This is a genomic window from Amycolatopsis keratiniphila, from assembly GCF_000400635.2.
Classification (GTDB): Bacteria; Actinomycetota; Actinomycetes; order Mycobacteriales; family Pseudonocardiaceae; genus Amycolatopsis; species Amycolatopsis keratiniphila.
The window spans coordinates 4957222-4980048 of the sequence record NC_021252.1; the positions used below are offsets into that span (position 1 = coordinate 4957222).

Annotated in this window: 17 protein-coding genes; 8 read left to right on the forward strand and 9 right to left on the reverse strand. The window is 67.4% G+C overall.

Translation table 11 applies throughout. From position 1 onward, the window contains the following. Positions 1 to 293 precede the first annotated feature (293 nt). Complete coding sequence (locus tag AORI_RS63590) at positions 294 to 2999, reverse strand: ATP-binding protein (RefSeq protein WP_016334856.1); 2706 nt, start codon at positions 2997 to 2999, stop codon at positions 294 to 296. A gap of 823 nt (positions 3000 to 3822) precedes the next feature. Between AORI_RS63590 and AORI_RS63595 the strand changes: the two genes are divergently transcribed. The 4 genes from AORI_RS63595 to AORI_RS84790 all read left to right on the forward strand — a co-directional run bounded on the left by AORI_RS63595 (position 3823) and on the right by AORI_RS84790 (position 6707). After that, entirely contained in the window at positions 3823 to 4980 is a 1158-nt protein-coding gene (locus AORI_RS63595; RefSeq protein WP_123798471.1) for a NucA/NucB deoxyribonuclease domain-containing protein, read from the forward strand. Positions 4981 to 5059: 79 nt separating this feature from the next. Further along, entirely contained in the window at positions 5060 to 5587 is a 528-nt protein-coding gene (locus tag AORI_RS63600; RefSeq protein ID WP_016334858.1) for a hypothetical protein, read from the forward strand. Between the two features lie 158 nt (positions 5588 to 5745). Next, positions 5746 to 6387, forward strand: a complete 642-nt coding sequence (locus AORI_RS82955) for a YrhB domain-containing protein (protein ID WP_123798473.1) — start codon at positions 5746 to 5748, stop codon at positions 6385 to 6387. Between the two features lie 35 nt (positions 6388 to 6422). After that, complete coding sequence (locus tag AORI_RS84790; RefSeq protein WP_123798475.1) at positions 6423 to 6707, forward strand: RICIN domain-containing protein; 285 nt, start codon at positions 6423 to 6425, stop codon at positions 6705 to 6707. Positions 6708 to 6909: 202 nt separating this feature from the next. Here the strand turns inward: AORI_RS84790 and AORI_RS63610 are convergent, their stop codons facing one another. Both AORI_RS63610 and AORI_RS63615 read right to left on the reverse strand, forming a co-directional pair. Then, positions 6910 to 7698, reverse strand: a complete 789-nt coding sequence (locus AORI_RS63610; RefSeq protein ID WP_016334860.1) for a hypothetical protein — start codon at positions 7696 to 7698, stop codon at positions 6910 to 6912. After that, complete coding sequence (locus AORI_RS63615; RefSeq protein WP_016334861.1) at positions 7699 to 11202, reverse strand: ALF repeat-containing protein; 3504 nt, start codon at positions 11200 to 11202, stop codon at positions 7699 to 7701. It lies immediately after the preceding gene. Between the two features lie 587 nt (positions 11203 to 11789). Here AORI_RS63615 and AORI_RS63620 point away from each other — a divergent pair. Together AORI_RS63620 and AORI_RS63625 are read left to right on the forward strand one after the other, a co-directional pair. Next, on the forward strand, positions 11790 to 12908 hold the full coding sequence (locus AORI_RS63620) for an LGFP repeat-containing protein (RefSeq protein WP_228688158.1): 1119 nt from the start codon (positions 11790 to 11792) through the stop codon (positions 12906 to 12908). A 257-nt stretch (positions 12909 to 13165) separates the two neighbouring features. Beyond that, complete coding sequence (locus AORI_RS63625; RefSeq protein WP_016334863.1) at positions 13166 to 13642, forward strand: hypothetical protein; 477 nt, start codon at positions 13166 to 13168, stop codon at positions 13640 to 13642. Between the two features lie 183 nt (positions 13643 to 13825). On the opposite strand, the gene AORI_RS63630 is transcribed toward AORI_RS63625, so the two are convergent. The 5 genes from AORI_RS63630 to AORI_RS63650 are packed head-to-tail and all read right to left on the reverse strand — an operon-like array spanning position 13826 to position 16296. After that, positions 13826 to 14422: a DUF3558 domain-containing protein gene (locus AORI_RS63630; RefSeq protein ID WP_123798477.1), complete on the reverse strand. Its 597-nt coding sequence runs from the start codon at positions 14420 to 14422 to the stop codon at positions 13826 to 13828. Beyond that, positions 14419 to 15150, reverse strand: a complete 732-nt coding sequence (locus tag AORI_RS63635; RefSeq protein ID WP_016334865.1) for a hypothetical protein — start codon at positions 15148 to 15150, stop codon at positions 14419 to 14421. The genes AORI_RS63630 and AORI_RS63635 overlap by 4 nt, the downstream gene beginning before the upstream one ends. Continuing rightward, entirely contained in the window at positions 15147 to 15530 is a 384-nt protein-coding gene (locus AORI_RS63640; RefSeq protein WP_016334866.1) for a hypothetical protein, read from the reverse strand. The genes AORI_RS63635 and AORI_RS63640 overlap by 4 nt, the downstream gene beginning before the upstream one ends. Continuing rightward, entirely contained in the window at positions 15527 to 15838 is a 312-nt protein-coding gene (locus AORI_RS63645; protein WP_016334867.1) for a hypothetical protein, read from the reverse strand. Before AORI_RS63645 ends, AORI_RS63640 begins: the two co-directional genes overlap by 4 nt. Beyond that, positions 15835 to 16296: a YbaB/EbfC family nucleoid-associated protein gene (locus AORI_RS63650; RefSeq protein ID WP_016334868.1), complete on the reverse strand. Its 462-nt coding sequence runs from the start codon at positions 16294 to 16296 to the stop codon at positions 15835 to 15837. The genes AORI_RS63645 and AORI_RS63650 overlap by 4 nt, the downstream gene beginning before the upstream one ends. Positions 16297 to 17880: 1584 nt before the next feature. On the opposite strand from AORI_RS63650, the gene AORI_RS63655 reads away from it, so the two are divergent. After that, positions 17881 to 20838, forward strand: a complete 2958-nt coding sequence (locus AORI_RS63655; protein ID WP_016334869.1) for an ATP-binding protein — start codon at positions 17881 to 17883, stop codon at positions 20836 to 20838. Here AORI_RS63655 and AORI_RS63660 read toward each other — a convergent pair. Beyond that, positions 20783 to 22351, reverse strand: coding sequence for an amino acid adenylation domain-containing protein (locus AORI_RS63660; RefSeq protein WP_043848170.1), 1569 nt, complete (start codon positions 22349 to 22351; stop codon positions 20783 to 20785). The two genes, AORI_RS63655 and AORI_RS63660, sit on opposite strands and share 56 nt — an antisense overlap. A gap of 270 nt (positions 22352 to 22621) precedes the next feature. Here AORI_RS63660 and AORI_RS63665 point away from each other — a divergent pair, with 270 nt between their 5' ends. Then, positions 22622 to 22825 carry an MbtH family protein gene (locus AORI_RS63665; protein ID WP_016334871.1) on the forward strand — a complete coding sequence of 68 codons (204 nt, stop codon included), beginning with the start codon at positions 22622 to 22624 and terminating at the stop codon, positions 22823 to 22825. Positions 22826 to 22827: the final 2 nt, after the last annotated feature.

Sequence of the window (22827 nt, forward strand, 5' to 3'; positions counted from 1 at the left end):
ACCACCCAGCAACCCACGCCTCCAAGGCGGCTGGACCAAGCGACAGAACCCGACATCTGCGAGCCCGAGACGCGCCCGAGAGGTCTGAAACAGTCCGACACCAGACGACACACCCCGACACAGCAGCTGACCCACGACCAGACGAAAAGGTCTTGTCCGGCATTACTCGACACCGTCCGGCACGCCCAGGTGCCGACTCTTAACCAGCGGGTTGCCGACGTGGGCGCTGCCGTCGGGGCGCATCCTGCGAAGATTCCTGTGTCACGAGGACTCAAGGTCGCAAGTAGTCGGGTTCAGAGTGCGGCCTGAGCCTGGTGCAGGCGCTGCCGGACCTCGGCGGCTTTGCGTGCGTGACCTGAGTCGTCGTAGATAGTGGCGGCTTCTTGCCAGCATTTGATGGCATCGATGGTATGGCCGAGGTGGTGCTGGCAGATCGCGAGGACATCCAGTGGTTCCGCTAGGGTCTCGTACCGGATAATGAGCGTGCGGCGGCCAATCGCTATCGCTTGCTGGCATAACTCGATCGCCTTGCGGGTGTCGTGCAGCGCGTGCCAGGTACGCGCGAGCAGCGTTAGCGCCCCGGCTTCGCCACTGAGGTCCTGGGCCTGTCGGCGCAGGCGCAGGCCACGTTCACCGTGCTCGAGAGAGCGCTGGTAGCGACCAAGTCCGAAGTTTGCTTCGCTGAGGTTGCCTTCCACCACGGCTTCCCACCGTCCGGAATCGATCCCCCGGCTCAGCGGCAGCGCCGTGTCGAGGTGCACTAGCGCTCTCTCGAACTGGCGTTGACGCAGCAACAATACGCTCTCAGCGTTGAGGGCAAAGACCCGCAAGGTGACGTTGTCCAGGCGCTCGATCAAGGCTTGCGCGCGGTCGAGATCACCTCGGGCTTGGGTCCACCGACCCAGTCGGGACGCCGACTCGCCGCGGGCGAGGAGGAGCATTGCCTGTTGGGTCGCGTTGCCGGTCCGGCATGCGGCGATGACTCCCAAACTGTAAACCTCAAGCTGCTCTTGCCGACTACCTGCGGAGTTGAGGAAGCGGCAGGCGTAAGTCAGAGGGATCGTGTGGTAGTCCAGCCCATGTTCGGTGGCGTGCCGCAGCACGGCTTGAATATTGGCACGTTCGGCAGTGAGCCATGCCCAGGCCTCGTCGGGCCCGGCGAAGACGTGCGGAAAGGCCGGTTCGGCCACTCTCGCCGGTACCTGCGCGAACACGGTGTAGAGATGGTGGTCGGCGGTACGAGTGGCGTGGGTGTACCAGGTCAGCAGCGACTCCATCGCTTGGTCACGCTGTTCTGCGGTGTCATGACGTCGTGCTTGGTCTGCGGCGTAGGCCCGCAGCAGGTCGTGGAATCGGTAGCGACCACCTGCCGTGAGTTCGATCAGGTGGGCGCACTCGAGCCCAGCCAGTAGCGGGCGGGTGCCAGCCGGCGATAGATCTGCGAGCGCGGCGGCCGCAGGGAGTGATAGGTCGGGGCCGGGGTGGAGCCCGAGGCAGCGAAATACGCGGGCCTGGGCCACGGGGAGCTGTTGATAGGACCAGTCGAAGACGGCACGGACTGCGGCCCGTTCGTCGCCGGCCTCGCTCAGAATGTCCAGCCGGATCCGGTCGTCAGCGAGCTCGGCGACGACGTCGGCCACGGCCAGGCGCGGTCGGGCTGCTGCGCGGCTGGCCGCGATGCGGAGTGCAAGCGGTAGCCGGGCACACAGGCGGATCAGTTCGGCGACGGCAACTGGTTCGGCGTCGACTCGGTCGGAACCGAGGATGCCGGCGACCAACTCGTGAGCTTCAGGAAGGGTGAGTAGATCCAACGTCAGACGGTGGGCCGCGTCGGTGACGACCAGACCGGTGAGGCTATCCCTACTTGTCACCACCACCATGCAGCCGGGTGTGCCGGGCAGCAGAGGCCGGATCTGCTCGGCCCCACTGGCGTTGTCCAGGACCATGAGCACCCGTTTCCCTGCAAGGTGCGAGCGCAGCATCGCGGCCTGCGTCTCGACGTCTGCAGGTATGGCGCGTGGCGCAATACCCAGCGCCCTCAAGAATCCACCCAGTGCCTCGGCGGGAGTCGCTGGAACCCCAGGACCATATCCGCGCAGATTCACATGCAAGGTGCCGTCGGGGAACTTGTTCTGCGCTCGGTGCGCCCAGTACAGCGCCAGGGTGGTTTTGCCGATACCGCCGGCGCCGTCGACTGCCGTGATCACGACCGACCGGACACGCGAATCGCCCTGCCCGTCCTGACCGGGATCGGGCGGGATGAGCGCGTCGAGCGCTGCCAGATGCTCGGCGCGGCCAGTGAAGTCGTGTACTGCCGCAGGCAACTGCCGCGGAACAGCTTCAGGCTGGCCCGCACGCAGGTAGCTACTGCTTGGCACCCCCTCACCCGCCGATACCGGCAGAGGCTCAGGCCGATATGGATGGTCAGGCAGCGTAATCCATCCGGTTGTGGTGGTCTCCTTGACCGCGACTGTGACGGGCCGCCAGGCCGTAGGCGCTGCCGCGGGGATGTGACGGACGACGTCGTCGAACAGCCAGTCCGACGCGATCACCGCCAGCACCCCAGGCGAGGCGGCCAGCGCCGCTTTCAGCTGCGGCGCGTCGCACAACCTGAACGCCAACGTCAGAGACCTTGACGTGACGCCGTGGGAGTCGTAGCCGACCTCTCCGGCGTGCAAGGCCATCCGCAATCGAATCTGCTGCGCTTGTGGCCGACTATCGTTGTGCACCCGCAGACGCGCCACCAACGTCGGCAACGCCGTCTCCACAAACACCTGTTTTTCCGCACCAGCTGGAACAAGCACAAACACAGCGTCACCGCGATCCTCGTGATAGCACTCGTCCCACTCGACCCCGGCCGCACCGAACGCCGCCCGCACCACGTCGTAGAGACCTTCACGCACAGCCCGCTGATGCGGCTCCGTTCGCCGCAGGTCACCAAACCCTTCCACATCCGCCACCACGATCAAGTGATGCCGCGACACCCGCTCCGTTCCCATCGCCGCTCTCCCCTCGCCCACCGCTCAGACGAGTTTGCCTGAAAATCCAAGGCACCAGCCCGCAGGTCAACCGCCGTCACCACAAAGTGACAGCATCTTCCGCAGACCGGGACCGCGATCGGGTAGCCAAACCCGTTCATCTCAAGACACGCCACACTCACACATCCACAGGGAGCGAACCTGCAGATTTCTGTTTACCAATGAGACCAGAATGGGGAATCCGCACTTCTCCACTCCGTAGTTCCACCATGTTTGCAAAACCTTGACAGCGCAACATTGTGATTGGTAGACAAGTCACAGTGATTCTTGAGCCAAGGGGGGTCAACGAGGCACTATTGGTTCAACCTGCTCAAACTGCGCAGGATGCGGGGCGCAGCCGTCGCGATCTCGTCGCGTGAATCGCACACATATTCGCTTTCCTTCGACTAACTTTAGGCCGTCAGTTCAGGGATACCAGGGCAGCGCAGCCGCATCGCGCAGTGACAGGTTCCCGCGTACGGCACATAGTGAAGTCGTGGATCACGCGCGGAGCTGAGATGGTCGCTCCAGCCGCCAACCAAAAGCATTTTGACGTCGCTTGAATGAGCAATTTCGGACGAATCCGCATATCCGTGCGCGGGGCCACGAATCTAAGCAAGTGGTTGACCGCCCGGACCGGCGCACGGCGACACAAGACGCCCCTGAGTTCTGCCCATAACACAGGTCAAGCGCAACTCCGTCACTTACTAGCAACTTCGACTAGAAGGGCCATTGTGTGACTAAACAGCATCGGTCGCGAAGATTTTTCACGCTGATCGCAGCGATATCGGTAATCGGAGCCGCCTTGAGCGGCACCACGGCATCCGCTGACACGGCTGGCGGGGCAAGCTCCGGTAAGGCACGGCAGATTGTGAGTCAGACGGGGCCGGATTGCGCGAACCTGCAGATCGACGCGGGTCGGCGTGGGACTGTGGCTTGCCTGACGAGTCCCGAGAGCCTTCCCGATCAGACGCGCCGGAGGGAGGCTTTACAGCGGCAGCTCGCCGTGCCTGCCGCTGTGGTGTGCACCGCGAAGGATCAGTTGTTCTTCAACCGGACGGAGTCCTGTCTGTTCGAGGAGGTCGCCTACAAGCTCATCGACCTGCAGACCGGCAAAGAGGCCGGCTTCGGGGACATGGCTGTCCGGTCCCTGGTGACCCTGGACGTGCGGACCAGGACGTGGACGCAGCGGATCAACGCGACCGTGATGATCGCGGAAGGTGCCGCCAAACTTGGAACCGTCGCCTACGCGACCGCGACGTGCTCGAGCGGGTGCACCACCACAGCGTCGGCGACCAAGAGTCTGCCGTTCAATGTCGCTGTGGACTTCGACTACCAGGTCACGTCGGCAGGCTCTAACCTGGAACAGCTGAAAGTGCTGCCCGTCTTCACCTTCCAATCCGTGTCGCCTTCGATTGGCGGACCGTTGCGTGAGGAGATCGGCACAGCCGTCGACGTGCGCTGCGACAGCACCCCGAACGTCGGGCCCAACACCGGCGGATGCGTGTATGCCCAGTTCACCCCGACCTACGACGTATCCACCCTCAACAACGACACCGCCCAGGTGGCCTGGCACATCCAGTGGGCACAACGCAACCTCGCCGGCAAGTGGGGCAGGAAAGGATTCGGGCCCGAGCTCACGCGCACCATGGACAGCGCGTTGATCACCGCCAACCGGAACGCCGCCTGCCCGTCGAGCATCCCGCGCCCGGTAGGGAAATCGTGCGACGAGTACCCCTTCGCCAGCACCTACCAGGGAGGTTCGCTCAACCCGGATCACTCCTGCTACATGGTGCCCGCGACCCAGAACAGCCTCGAGGGCAGCCGCTACCGCCGCCCCTGGTACGCCGCCAACCGCGTGCTGGACAAGGACAAATTCTGGGTGAACGTTGTCCTGCCCGCCGGGATCACCGAACAGGAGATCGCCGAGAAGACCCGGGCGTTCGTGAAGTGCCCGGGATAACCTAGCTATCCAGTTCGATGGGGTGGGGCCGCACCGCGGTCTCACCCCTGTCACGTTCCCGCACAAGGAATAGAGACCGATGACTGTCACGCTGCTCGATCGCACTACCGGCGCCTTGACCATCGAGGACAACACTTTCTCCCTCGGAGACCGCAACGATCCGCAGAGCCCGCTCTACCACGTCGGCGCCCTGCCCTCCCCACGAGTCACAGGACTTCTCGCCACAGCCCCGGGGTTTGTCGCGGTCACGTGCGGCGTCCACCTCGGCGGCATCACCGTCACCACCGAGACCTGGGACGGGCCGCCGGAGCCCGACCTTGAAACCTGGGAGGACGTGGCCGAAGTCTCGGTCATCTGGCCAGCTGGCCCGATCGCGGTCTGCGGGACCGAAGCCGACGGCGCCGTCGACATCCCCATCGCACTGCCCCTAGCCCCAGACGGCAACTACCGCGTACGGGACTCAGTGCGCCACCGCGACGCCGGCGAAGACCGCGGCCCCGACGACCCGCAGGAGCACCACCTGATCCAAATCTGGCCGGCAACACCGCGCCAGGACGAACTCCTAAAAGCCACCGACAACACCGGCGCACTCTGGCGCGCCCACTAACCCCACAGGAAGCAGGGCAGCACCACATGCGCGCCATCCCGGTGTCATCATGACGAGGACTTTGGGGACCGTGAACCATTCATCTCGCGGCGTCGGAACGCATCCTGCTTGCCGAGCTCCTCGCACTATCCGCGCGCAGTGTCCTCTAGCCTGGTGTCGTGGTGTCCAAGGAATGGGCTGTCGAGATCGTAGAGCGGCATGTGTCCGGGTGGGCGGTGCACGGACCAGACATGGTGATCATAAAAGTCAGCCCGCACCGGCTTGGCTGGGTGGTGCATAGCCAGAGCGAGCGCTACCTGCGCTCCGGTGAGATCACGGACGCAGTGGTGGGCCACGGACCGTTCCTTGTCGACGCGGTGGACGGCAGTCTCCATGGACTGCACGCAACCGCTGATCTCGAGCAGGGCGAGTGGATCGCGGAGTACCTCGAGCAAGTCCGCGGGATCGAACGTCACGATCCGCTGCGAACACGCATCATCGAGCTGACCGACCGCGGCCGGCGGTTCGACGCGCTCCGGCTCGTGCGAGCATCCGCCCCCGACCTCAGTGCGCAAGAGGCCCGAGATTACGTCGAGGCTGTCGCGGCCCCCGCATGTCAGCACCCGAGCACATTCGCCCACGCCTTCCTGGAACGCGGACCGGCCGAAGGGTGTGTTGGCGTCTATCTGGGCCGAATCCCGAACCAGGAACGCGCATCCTTTGAATCCGTATCCGTTGCTGGCGGGGTTGTCGACAAGGGTTCCCATGGTGGGGCGAAGCTCATGTCGGGCACGCGATCAAGCAGATGGCGCATGCCCTGACCAGAGCAGGCAGGTGATGGCAGTCGGCTTGCGTTGTGTTCCGGCATCATCGATTCAGCCGGGCCAATGGCTTCTCGGCTAGCCGTGGAGGTCGTCGATGGCCCACAGATCGTCCAGTACACCTGCCACGACGGTGTCAACCAGCATTGGGAGTTCACCACCGCTGCGAACGGCACCTTCGCCTCCGCAGCGTCTACTCCTCCAAAGTCGCCGAAGCACTCGGTAACGGCACTGCCAACTCGACCCTCGTAGGCCAGTGGGCCGACCTCGGCAATCCCAACCAACGCTGGACCACCATCCAGGTCAGCACAACTCCGTAACACCCTGGGTGCTGGCTTCACCGAACGTGGAGCCAGCACCCAGGTCAGCAGAGCCACCGTTCTTCGTGACCGGCTAGCACGTCTGCACCCAGCGGCCGTCCGACCAGCGATCATGTCTATGCCGCCTGTAGTCGACCTTCTGTTGATGGCTCGGCGGAGCGCGAGCCCGCCATGCTCAACCGACAGACCCTGGCATCGTTGGTCAGCTGCTACGGAAGTTGACGTGCTCGGCGATGAGGTTGACCGCGTGAGGCACTCGGTGCTCCTCGGGTGCTTCGCCGAAGCACCGTGCGAGTGCTTCATAGAGGACATTCTCAAGTCGTACCGGCGTGACACGGCTGAGATCGGCGTAGACGTCGGACAATAGCGTAAGTACCTCGCGCACCACTTCCGTGTATTCGGGACTCTGGTCGGGATACACGATGTCTTGAGTATCAGCTTCCTCGAGACAGCTTGACAGAACTGCCGATGTCTGCGGGAACCGTCGCGCTAACACCGTATTGACGGTCGTGCGCTCACGTGTTGTCTGCAACGTCCAAAAGGGTGCGCTGAGCGGGCGGATTTCTTCAGGAATTACAGATCCGTCGAAATCGGTCGCCTCGACCCAGACGAGGGCTTCCCAGTCGATCGTCGCGGATTTCGCGCTGACCAGCTGAATTGCTTCCCGCACGTGCCCGAGGTCGGTTGCATGGCCGAGACTGCGCGCCGCGCCTTCGGCGAGGGTGTCGTTCAGCCGCCCGGCGGACACTCGCCCGAGATTCCCGTTGACATCTCCGAACAGCGTGAGTGTCTCGATGACGACATCATTGTCACCGTCGGGGTTTCCTGGGTGTGCGATGTCATATGTGGACACAGCGGTAAAGCAGTCGACTAGAACGCTGGTCAACCGAGGGAACCGGCGATACAGCACATCGCGCACGATGCGCCGTTCGTCATCGGTGTCGAACCGCCAGAACGCCGCAACCGGCGACTCGCTCTGCTCTGCGGTCACTTACCCTCTCTTTTCCAGGATGGTCTTGAAGACGGCGTTGCCGTTTGGCTTGATCTGATAGACAGCGTAGGCCTTGTCGTTCAGAGGCACCAGCAGCCGGTCAGTGCGGGCCGTGTCGGGAATGGTTCCCTTGGGGATGCCGTTACGTTCGATGGACTTCCCGAGTCCCTGTACGGCTTCTCGTGCTGACTTCTCGTCCGCGAATCCTCCGCGTTCATAACGCTTGTCTTCGCCGAGATGCCTCACGTCGGTGTTGACGACTTTGCGTGGTTTCTCGCCGATCTTGGGCAGGAGGACGCGGCCGGCTCCTTCGCCGACTTTGCCTGCTTCGCGGATGATTTTGGCGGCGCGTCCGGCGGCACCGGCGGCCATGGCGGTGCAGGCTTTGGCTTCGAGGAGTGCGCATGCCTTGATGTCGGAGAGGAAGACGTCGTAGATGAACCCGGCGAAGCCTCCGAGGGGGCCGTTGGGGCGGCATTCGTCGGTGGTGCCGCCGAGGGCGAAGCAGACTTCGGCTTGGGGCCAGGGGCCGCGTGCGGCGAAGTCGAGGGCTTCTTGCCAGGTGAAGTGGCGGGAGCCGGCGTAGCCGAGGCCGCGGAGTGCTTCGTAGCGTTCGTCGGACAGGTCGTGGCCGAGGGCGGGCCGGGTGAGGTCGTCGGCGGTACTGGCGCCGCTCTCGGTGGTGTCGTGCTCGTCGGGATTGGCCCTGTTGAGGCGTGTTTCGGCGGCGAGTTTGGCGAGATAGGTGCGGTAGGCGGTGTCTGCGGCGTCCCGGGCCAGGGCCGCGTCGCTGGCAGCATCGGCCGCCGCTGCGGCCGCGCGTGATGCCGAGATAGCGGCCCGCTGCGCCGCTGTGTTGGCGGTGACTGCCCAGCGATAGGCGCGCTGCATCGCGGCCGTGGCGGTGTCCTGGGAGTGTCCGGCTTGGTCGGCGGCGGCTCGGGCTTTCTGTGATGACGCCGCGGCCTGGGTGGCGGAGTCGGCGGCGCGCTGGGCCGCGGCGCGGGCTTGGGCGCTGTAGCCGGCAGCCTTGTCGGCGTAGCCACGGGCTCGTGCCGCCTGCTCCGCGGCCTTGTTCGCGGCGGCCAGCGCCGGGGCGACGGCGGTCCAGGCGTCGGCGGCTTCGCCGGCGGCGAGCGCGGCGGCCTCGCGGGCGAGAGTGAGGACGTGCTCGACGCTCGCGACGTGAGCGGCGGCGACCTGGTCTCTGGCGAGAGCCAGGTACTGGCCGCGGTCGAGGAAGTCCCGGATCCCGGCGGCAGGCCCGGCCAGGGCTTCCTCCGCGGCGTTGGCCAGGTTCACCTGTTTGTTCGTACGAGCCTGAGCCTCGGCCTGGGCGACGGCCAGGACGTCGTCGCGTTGCTGCCGGTAGGCCTGGGTACGGGCCAGCAGAGCCCGCACATCAGCCGGTGTCCCGGCCAGTGCTGTGGTCGCGGCGTCGATGAGGTGCTGTTGCCCCGCGGTGCGGGCGGTGTCGAGGACCGCCCGGGCAGCGGCTTGGTCGTCGGCGTCACGGCCGGGATACGTGGGTTCGGCGAGGAATCCGCGGATCTGCTCGATCGTACCGGCGGCCGCGGTCGTGGCCGCCGCGCGGAGCTTCGCGGGATTCCCGGAGTCGGGCATGACGGTCACCGGATCGGCCAGGGCGGCGATCCGGTCCCGGTCGTCCGCCTCCGCCGCGGCGTCGAGCCCGGCCCGCACGAATCCTTCGGCGGCGGCGTCGTCACCGGCCAGCGCGGCTTCGGCGACCGCTTGGGTCCACGGCCCGGTGGTGGGGTTACCGGCCAATCGCAGCGCCACCTGACGTGCCAGCCCGGCCCGCGCCGCCGGCGCGGTGCGCGGATCGCGCGCCGCGGCGAGCCGCTCCTGGGTGACCGGGTCCCACCGGCTGGTTTCAGCCCCCGTCGTGGGTTGGTCGTTGGCGGGCTCGTCGGGATGACCGGGGTCTGGCAGGTCGGATGCGGCGCGGGCGAGGGCGAGTTTGTGCTCGTGTGCGGCGGCCAGTAGCTCGGTCTCGGCCTGGCGGGTGTTGTCGGCGATCGTCTGGGCCTTGTCCGCCGCCGCGCGTGCCGCGTCGGCCGCGGTGGTGGCGGCTTTCGCAGCGGTGACGGTGTCCTGGGCCGCGGTCGCGGAACGCCCGGCCATGTCGGCCGCGGTCTCGGCCAAGCTCGCTGCTGCCTCGGCGTTGCTGGCGGCGTAGACAGCGCTGTTCGCGGCCTCTTGGGCGGCGTAATTGGACTGTGCGGCCAGGTTCGTCGCGGTGTTCGCCGCGGCCCGGGAATGTGTTGCCTCGGCTTGTGCCCGCGCGGCGGCTCGTGCTGCCTGACGGTAGTGCGCGCTGGCCGTGCCGGCCGCGCGTGCCGCCTTCGCCGCCAACGCCGCCGCGGCGGCGGCTTTCTCACCGGCCCCGGCAGCGGCGGACGCGGCGATGCCTGCCTGGACCGCCGCCGCCCCGGCGGCCCGACCGGCGTCCGCGGCAACCCGGGCGCCGGACGCGGCGTCGCGGGCCGCCTGGGCCGCAGCACGGGCGTCGGCTGCCTTGCGCGCGTCCCCCGCTGCCGCCGACGCGGCCCGGGCGGCCTGCCCGGCGGCGCGGGACGCGACCGCTGCCGCCGCCGATGCCTTCGAGGCCGCCGACATCGCGGTGCGCGCCGCTGCCGCGGCAGCGCGGGACGACGCCACGGCCTGCTGGCTGGCCTGCGCGGCCCGGCCCGCCAAGTCCGCGGCGCGGGCGGCCTGCCCGCCGGCCAGTCCGGCCATCTCTCCTGCCGCCCCCGACGCGTCTCCGGCCCGATCCGCGTGCCACGCGGCGGACTCGGCAAGACTGATCGCACGGGCAGAGGCGTCCTTGGCAGCCTGTGTCGCCTCGGCGGCCTGCTGGCGGGCTTGCTCTGCCTGCTCGACCAGGGTCTGTACCGAGAGCAGCTCGTTGTCCCGTGCGACAGCCAGCGCGTACCCGAAGTCCAGGAAATCCCGCTCCTCCTCCACAGTGCCGTCCAACGCGACCTGGATGGCCTGATAGACCGCGGACCCCTTCGGCGCGATATCCAGCATCCGGGCGATCCGGATCTCCATGTCCACGATCTCGGCACCGGCCCGCCCGCTGTCCACGAACTGCCTCAGCGCTTCCACGGTGCCCGCGTCGAGCGCCCGCTGCGCACGAGCCCGGACCTCGGAACCCACTGCAGCGGCCGCACAGACCTCGTCCACCTGCCTGCGCAGATCCTGCCGATGCGCATCGAGCCAACCGGACACCAGATACGCCTGGACATCCTGGGGTGACCCCGCCAACGCCGTCGTCGCCCGCTCACGGACCACCGGGCCTCCGCCGGCGGCCAGCTGCTCCACCTGGCCTCGCGCATCCTGCTGCTCAGCGGCAGCCTGACCGGTGCCCAGGAACGTCTTCAACTCCGCGTCGGTGCCCGTCAGCGCCGCACCGGCCGCGATCTGCACCGCGGGACCGCCGTCCTTCCACACCGCGAGCACCCGCTCCCGATCCGACACAGCGGCCCCAGCCGAAGGTGCGGGCTCCGCGGACACCGGCGGGGCGCCTACCAAGCCCGCCGTGACCGCCAACGCCAGAGCGCTGGCCAGGGCATGCGTGCCCGCGCGTCTGCGCCCGGCACGAATCATCCACGATGTCCGCATTTCCCCATCCCCTCAAAACAGACACACCGATTTCTGCGCGCGGCAGAATACGTACCGCGCGCAGATTTAAGAAACACCATCGTCGAAGTAATTCCGGCCACCCAGTCCGGCTGACGCAGCGTACGCGAGGCGATGATCAACGGTCAAAGCCTGTAATCAACCTCACGATTCGCGCCAGAAACCGCCACGCCCCAACGGCTAACTCCTTCTCCGGGAGAGCAAAGACGCATATCGGGCGAAGGATGTAACAGAAGTACACGTGCTTTCGATGGATCGATGGCGCCTTAAGGTGACGAGTGGGTACGGCCAGATTTTCGCGGGCTGTACGTGTTCTTTGAAGCGTCGTCCTGATCGACTGCATTACTGAGGGGGAAATGGTGTCGCGCGTCTCTCGGGTAGGTATGGCCGCCATGTGTGTCCTGTTGGGACTGAGCGTGCCGGCTGTGGCCGCCGCGGACCCGGTGCCACTGGAGCCGGTGAGCTGCGCCGGGCGCACCGACGTGGTGCGGGTGAAGTCCTCGGCAGGCGATGGCCGGCCGGTGTGTTTCGAGATCCCCGACGACTTCGGCGAGTACGCGATTGACGTCCCCGGCGCGTATCTCCTCGCCGGAGACAACGCCCACCCCATCACCGTCACCCTCATCGACGAATCCGGAACCGCCGGCGCCGTCGACATCGACCTCGGCGGCTGGACCGCGGTCGGGGCCGGCAAAGAACAGACAGCCGCGTCCGCGCTGCGGCTGATCAGCGCCGCCACCGCGCGAGGCTACGCCGCGGTCACCGCCGAACGGCAACGACTCATCGCCGACGGGTTCGCCGACTTCTACCTCGGTGAGCCCATCATGCGCATACACCGCGCCAACCCGACCGCCGCTGAAACCCCCGACAACGTCGGCTGGGAGCAGTTCTACGAAGGCGGCGCGATCTACTACACCGCCGCCACCGGGGCCCGCGCGATCTACGGCGGCATTTTCGAACGCTACTTCAAACTCGGTCGTGCCGCCGGGCCACTGGGCTACCCCACCACCAGCCAGGCGGGCGGCCCCACCGAGGGCTGGTACGCCGACTTCACCGGCAACCCCGCCACCGGCGGCGGCAACGGCGGATCCATCTACTGGAACCCCGAAAACTACCCGTTCGAATTTTCCTACACCCGCGCGAACGCACTGTACGGGCCCATCCGGGAAAAATGGGTCACGCTCGGCCGTACCGCCTGGCAAGGCCAACCCCTCACTGACCTCTCCCCCACCCCCACCCCCAACGCCACAGGCCCCAACGGCGCCGGCACCTACGTGCACTTCGGCCAGCCCACCGAAGCCAACTACCTCAGCCCCACCGGCCCGGCCAACGCCTCTATTTACTACAGCGACCAGACCGGACGCGCCCACACCGTGCAAGGCTCCATCCGGCAAACCTGGCGACAACACGGCTGGGAACAAGGACGCTTCGGCTTCCCCACCAGCGACGAACAAACCACCCCCACCGGATGGACCCAGACATTCCAGCACGGCACCATCACCTGGAACCGCGGAGCCACCGCACCCATCCTCACCACCTCATGACCGCACGCCGGTCGGCCGCGGCCACCGGAGTCCGACCGGGTCGGTGTCCAGCGTCCGTACGCGCGAAAAAAAGGGGGCAGAGGGCGGACACTCGTGGGCCACAAGCACCGTCGGCACTGACCGGGCCCGGTGGGGATTGGTCCTCGCCGAGGAGTACATCCTCAACGGTGACAGTGTCTTCGTCGAGGCCTACAAGTAGGTTTGTTCGCGTGGGTGGTGGATATTCTCACCATCACCCACGCGCAGCGAGGACCACGATGACCGACGCCGCTCTCCTGCTCCGCGAGACCGGAAGCCCCTGGATCGACTATCACCAGTTCATGCTGTTCAACGTCGAGTCCACCGAGGCCCGGCCAGCAAACCTTGCCCCGGCGAGGGATGGGGCTATCGCTGTCAGCGGCCACGGAGGCGGCAAATTCTTCACCTTGGGTGAGATGACGGATGTCGTGGTGGACTTCGAGCTCTGGACAGCAGAACCCGCGCCGCCCACGTCACCGTTCGAAGATCGGTTCGACGGGGCTTTCACTGTGGACACGGGTCGCGTCGTCCTGGGCTCCATCACCGGCTCGCCGGCGGATGTCGTCATCGACCTTCCGATCCCCGGCCCTTTCCAGCTACGCGCGTTCCGCAGCAGTGCCCCCACCGCGCACGCCGACTTCCCGGATCTCGACCATCGGCACGAGCGATGGCTGCTCCAGGCCTGGCCATCCAGCGCACAGACGTCACCGACGTAAACCTGCGCGGCAGGAACCTCCCTCTCGCCGGCTACCCGTATGCCCACGGTGGTAAGACGTTCCTAGAGGGCAGCACGCTGATGCTGGCAGGTCCGTCACAACGGAAGCAACAAGCGGCTTCGCCGCCCATCGTCACGGACCCAGCCGGCTCCCGTTTGCTGGTTCAGGGCCGGACCATCGCGTCTAGCCGCGGAGGTTGTCGATGACGAACTCGGCGATCTTCGTGACCGCACCACAAGGATCGTTCTGCCAGGGACCCGCTTCCGGCTTTCCCCGGGTGTTGGTCTTGATGTGTACCAGCGTGTTGTCATCGACGCCGAGAACCAGCCTGCACGCCAGAGGCCCCTCGTCCCTCTTTGTTGAGATGTTCTCCTCGACGTCCACGATCACCGCGGGGTAACCGTTGATCGTCAGCTCTTCCCAGTGGTTGCCGGTATCGCGGCCTCGAGCGCGGTCGTTGTACAAGGTGCTGATGCTCTCCCGCAGCGGCGGGAACCAGGATGTGGTCACGTCAACCGAGCGGCCGAGCACGATCAGGCATTGGCCTTGCCGGGTCTGTTCGTGCTTGCCTTCACCGAAACCGATGCTCCGCAACTGCTCCACGGTGATCGCCGAGCACGGATCGGCGATGAACTTGTTGCCGTTCAGCTGTGCGGGGATCGGCGGGACCGGCACCGACGGTTCCGGCGGCGGAGGCGGCGGGCTCGTTCCGCAGCCGGACAGCACCGCCAGCCCACCGGCCATCAGCAGGGCGAGTCCTCGGGCGAGACGACGTGTCACGAAGGATCGGCTCCCGGTTTGATCCGCCAGCGACGGGGTTCCCCGACCACCTCGGCACTCGTGCCGACATCCGGGATCTTGGGGAAGGTGGTCTCGATGACCGTCAGCTCGAGACCGCTCCCGACCAGCGCCCCGATGTTGGTGATCATGCTGGCGAGCAGCGTGTTGCAGTCACGCCAGAACTTCTCGAACGCCGAGTTGATCGCGTCCACGAAGTCCTTGGCCGACAACACCGCCAGCGGCGGGACGACCAACGACCCGAGAACGATCGCGAACTTCCCGCTCAGCTGCGCCAAGTTCGCCGCACAGTTCCCCAATGCGAGCAACAGGTTCTTGTACGTGTCGATCACCGTCGTCGCGACCGTGCTCACCGTTTTGGTCAGGCTCGTGATGGAGACCTGGCCCTTGTTCAGGCTGTCGACGGCCATCCCGGAATACATGGAGTACTGGTCGAACGCGTCCCCGTGCCACGCGGCCGTCAGTGACAGCTTCGTGTCATTGACGATGTCGGCCGCGTCCTTCAGCTTGCTCTCCCTGGCGAACGCCTCAGCCAGTCTCAACGCCTTTTCCAGGTTGCCGGCGACGAACACGCGGAGCTTGTCGAGCAGCCCGATGATCCCGTGCGCGCCGATCAAGTCCGCGTACTCCCGGATCTTCGCGTCCGCGGCCTCCGGATAGGTCATGGTGGTGAGTTCCGCGGCGGCCTGCCCGGGATCGGAGGTGGTCACTTGATCTCACCCTCCAGCTTCTTCATCCGCTCATACGCTTCCTGATCCAGCTGCTCGTAGTGGTTCGCGGCCTTGCCCAACGCCGCGCTCAGCACGGCGAGCTGGGTCGAGTTCTCGGCCGTGATCCGCTGGATCGTGTCGATGGCCGCGTTGTACCGGTCCACCGTCCCCAGACCGTTGAGCCCGGGCATCAGATTCGTCGCAGTCCCCGGCAAACCCAAGTCGTAGGGGCCGAGCGCGACATTCGCCAAGTCCACGATCGCGAAGTTCTGCAGCAGTCCCGCCGCCTCCGCGATCGTGTCGGCCGCAGCTCGCAGCTTCTCCGGGTAGACGTGATAGCCCTGACCGGGACCGGGGTCGAACGGATCCGGAAGACTCATACCAGCCGCTCCTCATCCCGAACCGCCGCGATCGCCGTCTCAAACCGTCGGGCCGCGGTCTCCTCCGCCCGCTGGATCCCCAGCAGCAGCTGCCGCGACAGACTCGCCGTGCTGTAGTCCTTCATCGCGGCCACGTCCACCGACACATCGACCAGCTCACCAGCGCCAGTCACCGTCACCGACCCCAACTCCCCCGGCAACATCCACGTGACACGATTTCGCGCCGCACCTGTCGCGGCCTGCTCGACCGCGGCCACCGTCGCGTCGATCTCCCGCGCCAGGTGATACAGCTCGTCCTGGTAGCTCACCAGCGATCCCGCCCCTCGTCCTCGAGATCAGCGTCCAGGAAGTCGAGCTGATCGAAACTCTCCTCCTCGAACTCCGCGGCACTGGGACGCGCTCCACGCGGCTCAGCCGCCCTCGCGGCTCGGGGAGCAGGTGATGGCGCGACGTCGTTCCCCTGGGTTGCCGCAGGCTCACGGGCGGGCTCGGGCATCCACTCCTGATCTTTGTGCACCACCGCGCGGACCTTGGCGGCACCGACCTGGGCGGCCGCACGCCGGGCCGCTGACACCGCCTCCAGCACCGCGGGCCCCAGCCGCTGTGGATGCGAACTCCGGATCACATGGTCCGCGATCGTCAGATCCACCAGTTTGCCCTGACCAGTCACCACCGCCGACGCGATACCGTCAGCCGACCGCCCGGTAAACCGGGCCTGCTCCAGCTCAGCATCAAGCTCACCAGCCTGCTGCCGCAGCTTGGCCACATTTAACGACACGCCGGCTCGCCCTCCCCGTCGCCCGACTTCTCCCCTGCTAGCCGCCCCTACGGCCTGACCGCCACCCCATGATCACTACACGAGCGTAACCGGTCGAGCGGCCAGCGTAGTCGCACCCGCTTGTCCGTGTCCCGTTGTTCCCATCACTCCCCCCCCCCCCCGAAACAAGCTCGACGATCCGATCCGTCGATAGCCTGCTACTTCGCGTCACACTCAGTCGCACTGCACTCCTAGTCCGGGCACCTCCCGACCTGTTTCACCCTGCAGTTTCTGGTCTCAGGTTCGCCGGCCCCCGGTGCCGTCATACATCCATGACGGCGGCAGGCCGGTAAGTATCGTGCGCGCTCACGCTGAACATTTGTTCGGTTTGTGGCATGGTGTGTCTGGGCCGGCGCGCTCCCTCCCCCTCGGCGCGTCGGACCGCACATCTCGGCTCGACGTGCCCCGAAGCCACCCTCCATCTCACTTGACGCCGAGCAGGCATATCGGCCGCGGCAGCTTGTGGAACGAGTCCTCTCGAGTTGCCGAGGGCCACCCATCTGAACAAAGGTCAAACGACGGTCGGCGGCGGCCGCGACGATGACTAAAGGTCCTGCCTCGCCCGACCGACCTCAGTGGTGAATACGGGCGTGACGGCCCGCACTGGGCGAAGGGGACATCGGCCTGTCGCCAGACATTGATCTGGGCAAGGACCCAGAACGTGACCAGCACGATCAGGAACGGTTCTTCATCCAGATCAACCCCTGACGAGGACCCGCAGCGATCACCGTGCGGTCTGCCGGAGACGTCCGGCCGCCTCGTCTACCGTGGCCGCAACCATTACCGTCTCGACCACGTCTTCCTCGGCAGGATCATCGACGTTAGCCCACGATGACCCTCACTCCGACCGGAACGAACACGTGAGCCTCATCGAACGCCGATAGTGGACGATCGCCGGACTTGGGGCCACGACGGGCAGGCTGCTACCCGTCAGTCTTGCTGCCCTCATGGCAGACTTACTAGCAGTCCGCTTCCCACAAGCGCCGTTTTGGTAACCGACTGACCACCCGCCATGTCGTTGCGCCCGTGCGGGACTCTCGTCGATGACGATGGCGAATTCGTATATGGTCACGAAGCGGGCGTGTAGTACAGCGCCTTTGCGGTGTTCCTATAGCCGCCATCCGACCGTCGAGGAACCATTCGATGTCGACGCCCTCGGATCTCGCCACCATGGACCACCAGGACGGTGGGAGAGGCGCGAGAACCTGCGGCGAGGTCAGAGTCGTAGGCGCCGGACAGTTGGCGGAACGTCGCGTTGTACCTGGTCGCAACCCGCCGGCATCCTCGACCTGCCCTTGGCCGCATCCTGGCGGTCGCGGCGCGACGGCCGCCGCGACGCGGTCGAACCGATCGGTTAAGGATATTTCGCCGCTTTCCATTGTGACCGGTCATCCTTTCGCCCGTCGAGTAATCCTGTCGCGACGGCCACGATGACCGACGGTATCCGCGGCATTGTCACTCCTCCGACCTTTGGTGGATTGCCGTTCCCCGTTCTTTCCTGATGTGCTGCAGGTCCAAGGGGGAAGGAACACCGTGATCGACGCTGACCATGCGCTGAAGTCGGGTACCGGGCTCATCGGGAGAAGCGGGCTGGAACGGGAAATCCGGGACGCGCTGCGCCTGACCGGAACGGGGAAAGGCACCGCGTTGCTCCTCGTCGGCAAGTACGGGGTGGGCAAGTCGAGGCTGGCCGCGTCCGCCGCGGAGATGGCCGTCGCCGCCGGGATGGCCTGGGGACAGGGCCGGGGCAGCGTGATCGGCCGTTCGGTGGCTTTGCGGCCCTTGACCGAAGCGGTGCTGTCCCTGGTCCGCGGCACCGACCACCTCGACCCCGACGCGCTGCGGAGCCATCAGCCCGCCCTGGCGGCTGTGCTCCCGGAGTACGCGGGTGAGCTCGAGCAGCCGAATCCGTCGCCTGTGCTGCTCGGCGAGGCGGTGCTGCGCCTGCTGTCGCGTATCGCACGCGGGCGGGGCTGCCTGCTGGTGCTGGAGGACCTCCACGAAGCGGACTACGAGACCCTGGCGGTCGTCGAGTATCTGATCGACAACCTCCGGCGCGAACCGGTTCTGCTGGTGGCCACGATCGGCTCCGAGCCGGGGGCCGTGGCCCTGGCCCTGGCCGACGCGGTGGCCACCCGGCGCAGCGGGCGGTTCCTCCCCGTACCGCCCCTCGGCTATCCCGACACCCGGCGCCTGGTGTGCTCCCACCTGGGCGTCGAATCAGTGCCGACGGCGGTCGCCGACATCGTCTGGCTAGGCAGTTCCGGGATTCCGCTGCTGATCAGGGCCATCACCGTCGACCTGGCAAAGAGCGGCTATCTGGGCATCGACGAAAGTGACACGCGGTGGTCGGCGTCCCGTACCGATGAGGCTCCGGGCGAACTCGTCAAAGCCTTGGAGAGATGGTCGGCCACGCTCGATCCGGTGACTCTCGACCTGCTGCTGCTTGCGGCGGTGCTGGGTCGCCGCTACTCCCCGACGGTGCTGGGGGCGGCCACCGGCCTCGAAGCCGGGGAAATCAGGAACAGGCTGTCCGGGCTGCTCCGACGTAAGGCCTACGCGCCAGGACGCCAATCGGGCACCCGGCTCCCGATCCTGCATCCGCTCCTGATCACCGCACTGCTCGCCCAGCTGTCCCCGGCGCGGCGGGCGGAGCTGGCGAGGCGGGTGGCAGACGCCGTGGAAGCCGCGCATCCCGGGCTCCCCGGGCTGTGGTGCCCGGCCGCCGCGGCCCTGCGCTCCCGTGCCGGGGAACCTGTGGCCGCCAGCCGGTTGTTCGCCGAGGAAGCGCGAAGACAACTGGTCGAAGCCCGGCTGAGCGCGGCCATGGATCTCGCCGACCGGGCCGTTCTCCTGCCCGCCCGGGATTCGCCCGAGGGCAGGGCGGCGGCGTGGGACGTCCGGCTCGATGCCCTCGTCGAAGCCGGGCTCGCCGACCGGGCGATGGGCCTGGCGGGTTCGGTGGACGAACTGGTCCGCCGCCTGCCCGGCTCGGGGCAGGCGAAGCTGCACCTCCGGCTCGCCGACGCCGCCTGGCAGACCGGGCGGACACGAGTGGCGTCGGCCCTGGTGAAACGCGCGAAGACCGCGCTCGGCGACGAATCCGGGGCAAGCGGGTACGTGCGGGCGGAGCTGTCCGAAGTACGGTTCGCGCTGGACGCGGCGGCGCCCGGCCGGTTGCGGCAGCTGTCGGGCACGGTCGGGCGGCTCATCGCGGCGGCCGGAGCCGCGGATCTGCCCGAAACAGCCTGCCGGGGCTGGCCGTTGCTGGGACGTCTGCTCTCCCTGCACGATCCGGCCCGGGCGCGGGAATGCCTCGCCCATGCCGTGGCGGTGGCCGTGCACCACCACCGGCCACTCGACGAACTACGCGCGTTGCTGTATCTCCGGTCCTGGGAGGCCATGACCACCGGGGACGTCGACGAGCTGCGCCTCGTCGTGGAGCGGGCCGGTGACAAGGGCGCCGAGTCCCTCCGTCATCGAGGGACCTTGACCCTGGCGCTGGTGGCGGTGCTGCGCGGTGAGTTCGCCGCCGCGGAAGAACTGCTGGACCGCCTGCAGGCGGACTCGACGCGGCTGCGTCTGCACCGGCTCACCCAGCAGGCGCTGCTGATCCGGACCGTGCTGGCGGGTCACCGCGGACGGACGGCCGAACTGGCGACGGCGAATTTCGCGCTTCGTGCGCAGGGAGGTTTCCAGCCTCAGCATTCCGGCTGGTTACACGGTCTTTCCGGTGCCTTCTGCGCCTTGCTCACCGAGGATCGGGATCGCGCGATGCGTGAGCTCGACCTGGCCGCGCGGGCCAAGGTGGTCTCCCTGTCGGTCCCCCACCACTCGGGCAAGCACGGACTGAGCCTGCTGCTTCGTGCCTTGCGCGGAGATCTCGACCTCGCCGGCTGGGATGCCGCCACCGCCGATCCTGCCCATCATCTGCGCTGGGACCGGCAGTTTGCCGCCTTCGCGCGGGCCGTCCTGCTGGGCCGCCGGGGCGACCGTGCGGAGGCTGAGGTCGCGGTGGCCGACGCGGTCACCCTCGGAGACCCTTATCCGAACGCGCGATTCCTCGGACTGCGGTTGGTCGGCGAAGCCGCTCTGGCCGACGGGTGGGGCGCGCCCGTGCGATGGCTGCGTGCGGCGGAGAAGCACTTCGACGGCCTGGCCGTGGCGCAAGCCGCTGGTTCCCTGGTGCGGCAAGCCGGTGCGCGCGCCGGTGCGACCGTCCTTCCCCCGGAGGTGCAGGCGGCGGGTGTGACAGCGCGTGAGTACGAGGTGCTGCGTCTTCTGGTCGACCGGCTCAGCAACCGGGAGATCGCCGACCTGCTGCATCTGTCCCATCGCACGGTCGAACGGCATGTGTCGAGCCTGATCGCCAAGACGGGCCTGGCGGGCCGAATCGAACTCGGGCGGTTCGCGATCACCGCGGGAGTCGTCCGGATCACCCCGGCGCCGGTGCGAGTGCCGACAGCGCCCGACGGTCGATCTTTCCGTTGACCGTCAGCGGCAGCGTTTCCCGGTGGACGCAACGCCGGGGCACCATATGCGGCGGGACCTGCGTGCGCAGCCACCGGCGCACGACCGCCGCTCCCGGGTCCGCCCCGGTGTAGTAGCCGGTCAGTTCGTTGTCGGCGCCGGACGGTGTGGCGAGCACGACCGCCTGCCGCACACCGGGATGGCGGCGCAACGCCGCTTCGATCTCGCCCAGTTCGACCCGGTAGCCGTGCACCTTGACCTGGTTGTCCCGCCGCCCGAGGCAGACCAGGGCATCGTCCTCCCAGCGCACCAGGTCGCCCGTGCGGTAGTAGTGCTCCGGGGTCAGGGGTCCCTGCCCGGTGTACTCGGCGACGCCCGACGGGCCGGCCAGGAGAAAGCGTCCGAGGTCGTCGGCGGGGTCGAGGTATCCGTCCATGCGCTGACCGCCCCGCACGCACAGTTCGCCCTCCGCCGCCGGTTCTCCGTGGTCGTCGAGGACCACGAACTCCAGATGCGGGTAGACGGCGCCGATGGGCAAGGTCCCGTTGGACGTCGAGGGCCAGTCGGCGGGATCGGCGGGCAACCGGTACTCCGCGCACGCCACGGCGACCTCCGTGGGGCCGTAGGAGTTGTGGATGGCCCCCTGCGGCGCGACGCGCCGCCACGCTTCGGCCTGCCCGTGGGTCAACGGCTCACCGATGAAGACGCTGTGACGCAGCGACGTGGCGGTGGCGGCCGGGTCCGAGCCGTCGGGCAGGGTGCCGAGGTCCGCGCACACCGAGATCACCGAAGGAACGGAGAACCAGTGCGTGATCCGCCGCCGGATCAGATAGTCGACCGGGGTGAGGAGTTCACGCGGACCGGGGACCACCAGCGTGCCGCCGCCCGACCAGGTGACGATGAGGTCGAACACGGACGGATCGAAGGTGAGGTCGAAGGTGTTGGAGAGACGGGTTCCCGGCTCCACCTCGTAGCGGCGCCGGTTGTGCTCGATGTACGGGGAGATGTTGCGATGCCGGGTCGGCACGCCTTTGGGCACCCCGGTGGACCCCGAGGTGAACATGACATAGGCGAGGTCGTCGGTGCTCGCCGCACGGGGCGGCAGGACGTCACCTGCCGCGGGCAGTCCGAGCAGTTCGGTCTCGCCGATCCGGAGGACGGCCGCGAGGTCTTCGCCCAGCCCGGCGTCGCACTGCGCGGCACCAGCCGGACTCGCCATCACCGTGTCGACGCCGGCGATCCGGCACACGGTCGCGTTGCGGGCCACTGGGTAGGCGGGGTTGAGCGGCACCATGACCGCATCGAGGCGCTGTACCGCGAGATACCCCACCACGGCCACCAGGTCCTGCCCGGCCAGCAGTCCGATCCGCCGCGGGACCCGGCCCGCCGTCCGCACGAGGTGCGCGGCCAGCGCCTCGGCGCGCTCCGCCAGCTCGGCGTAGCTGAGGACGACCTCCGGGGTCTCGACCGCCGGGAGTCCGGAATGGACGGACACCGATTCGGCGAACCATTGGTACAGCGTGCGATCGGGCACTGTGTCTCCCCTGCCGTTCGGTCCCGGGCCTGACCGGGCCGAACGTACCGGGACGCCGGTACGGCCACATCCGTGGCGAACACCCAAACCGGGCGCCCGCCCGCCGCCCGGACCTCGCGGGCCGTTGCGCCGAACCGGTGAATCCCGGCGATGCCCGGGCGGGCCGACGTCGGCGAACGTCGATGTGGGTGCCCACCACTCATGTGCCGCACCGGCCCCGGTGGTGACAGTGGCGGCTGTCCACGAACGGCAGGCAGAACAGGGCGGTCCATGAGCAGCAATCCCTTCGACGACCCCGACGGCCGCTTCCTGGTGCTCGTCAACCACGAGGACCAGCGTTCCCTGTGGCCCGCCTTCGCCGAGGTTCCCGACGGCTGGCGGGTGGAACTGGGCGAAACGGACCGGCGGCGATGTCTGGACCACATCGAGCGGGTCTGGACCGATCTGCGTCCGCGCAGCCTGGCCGACGGCTGACA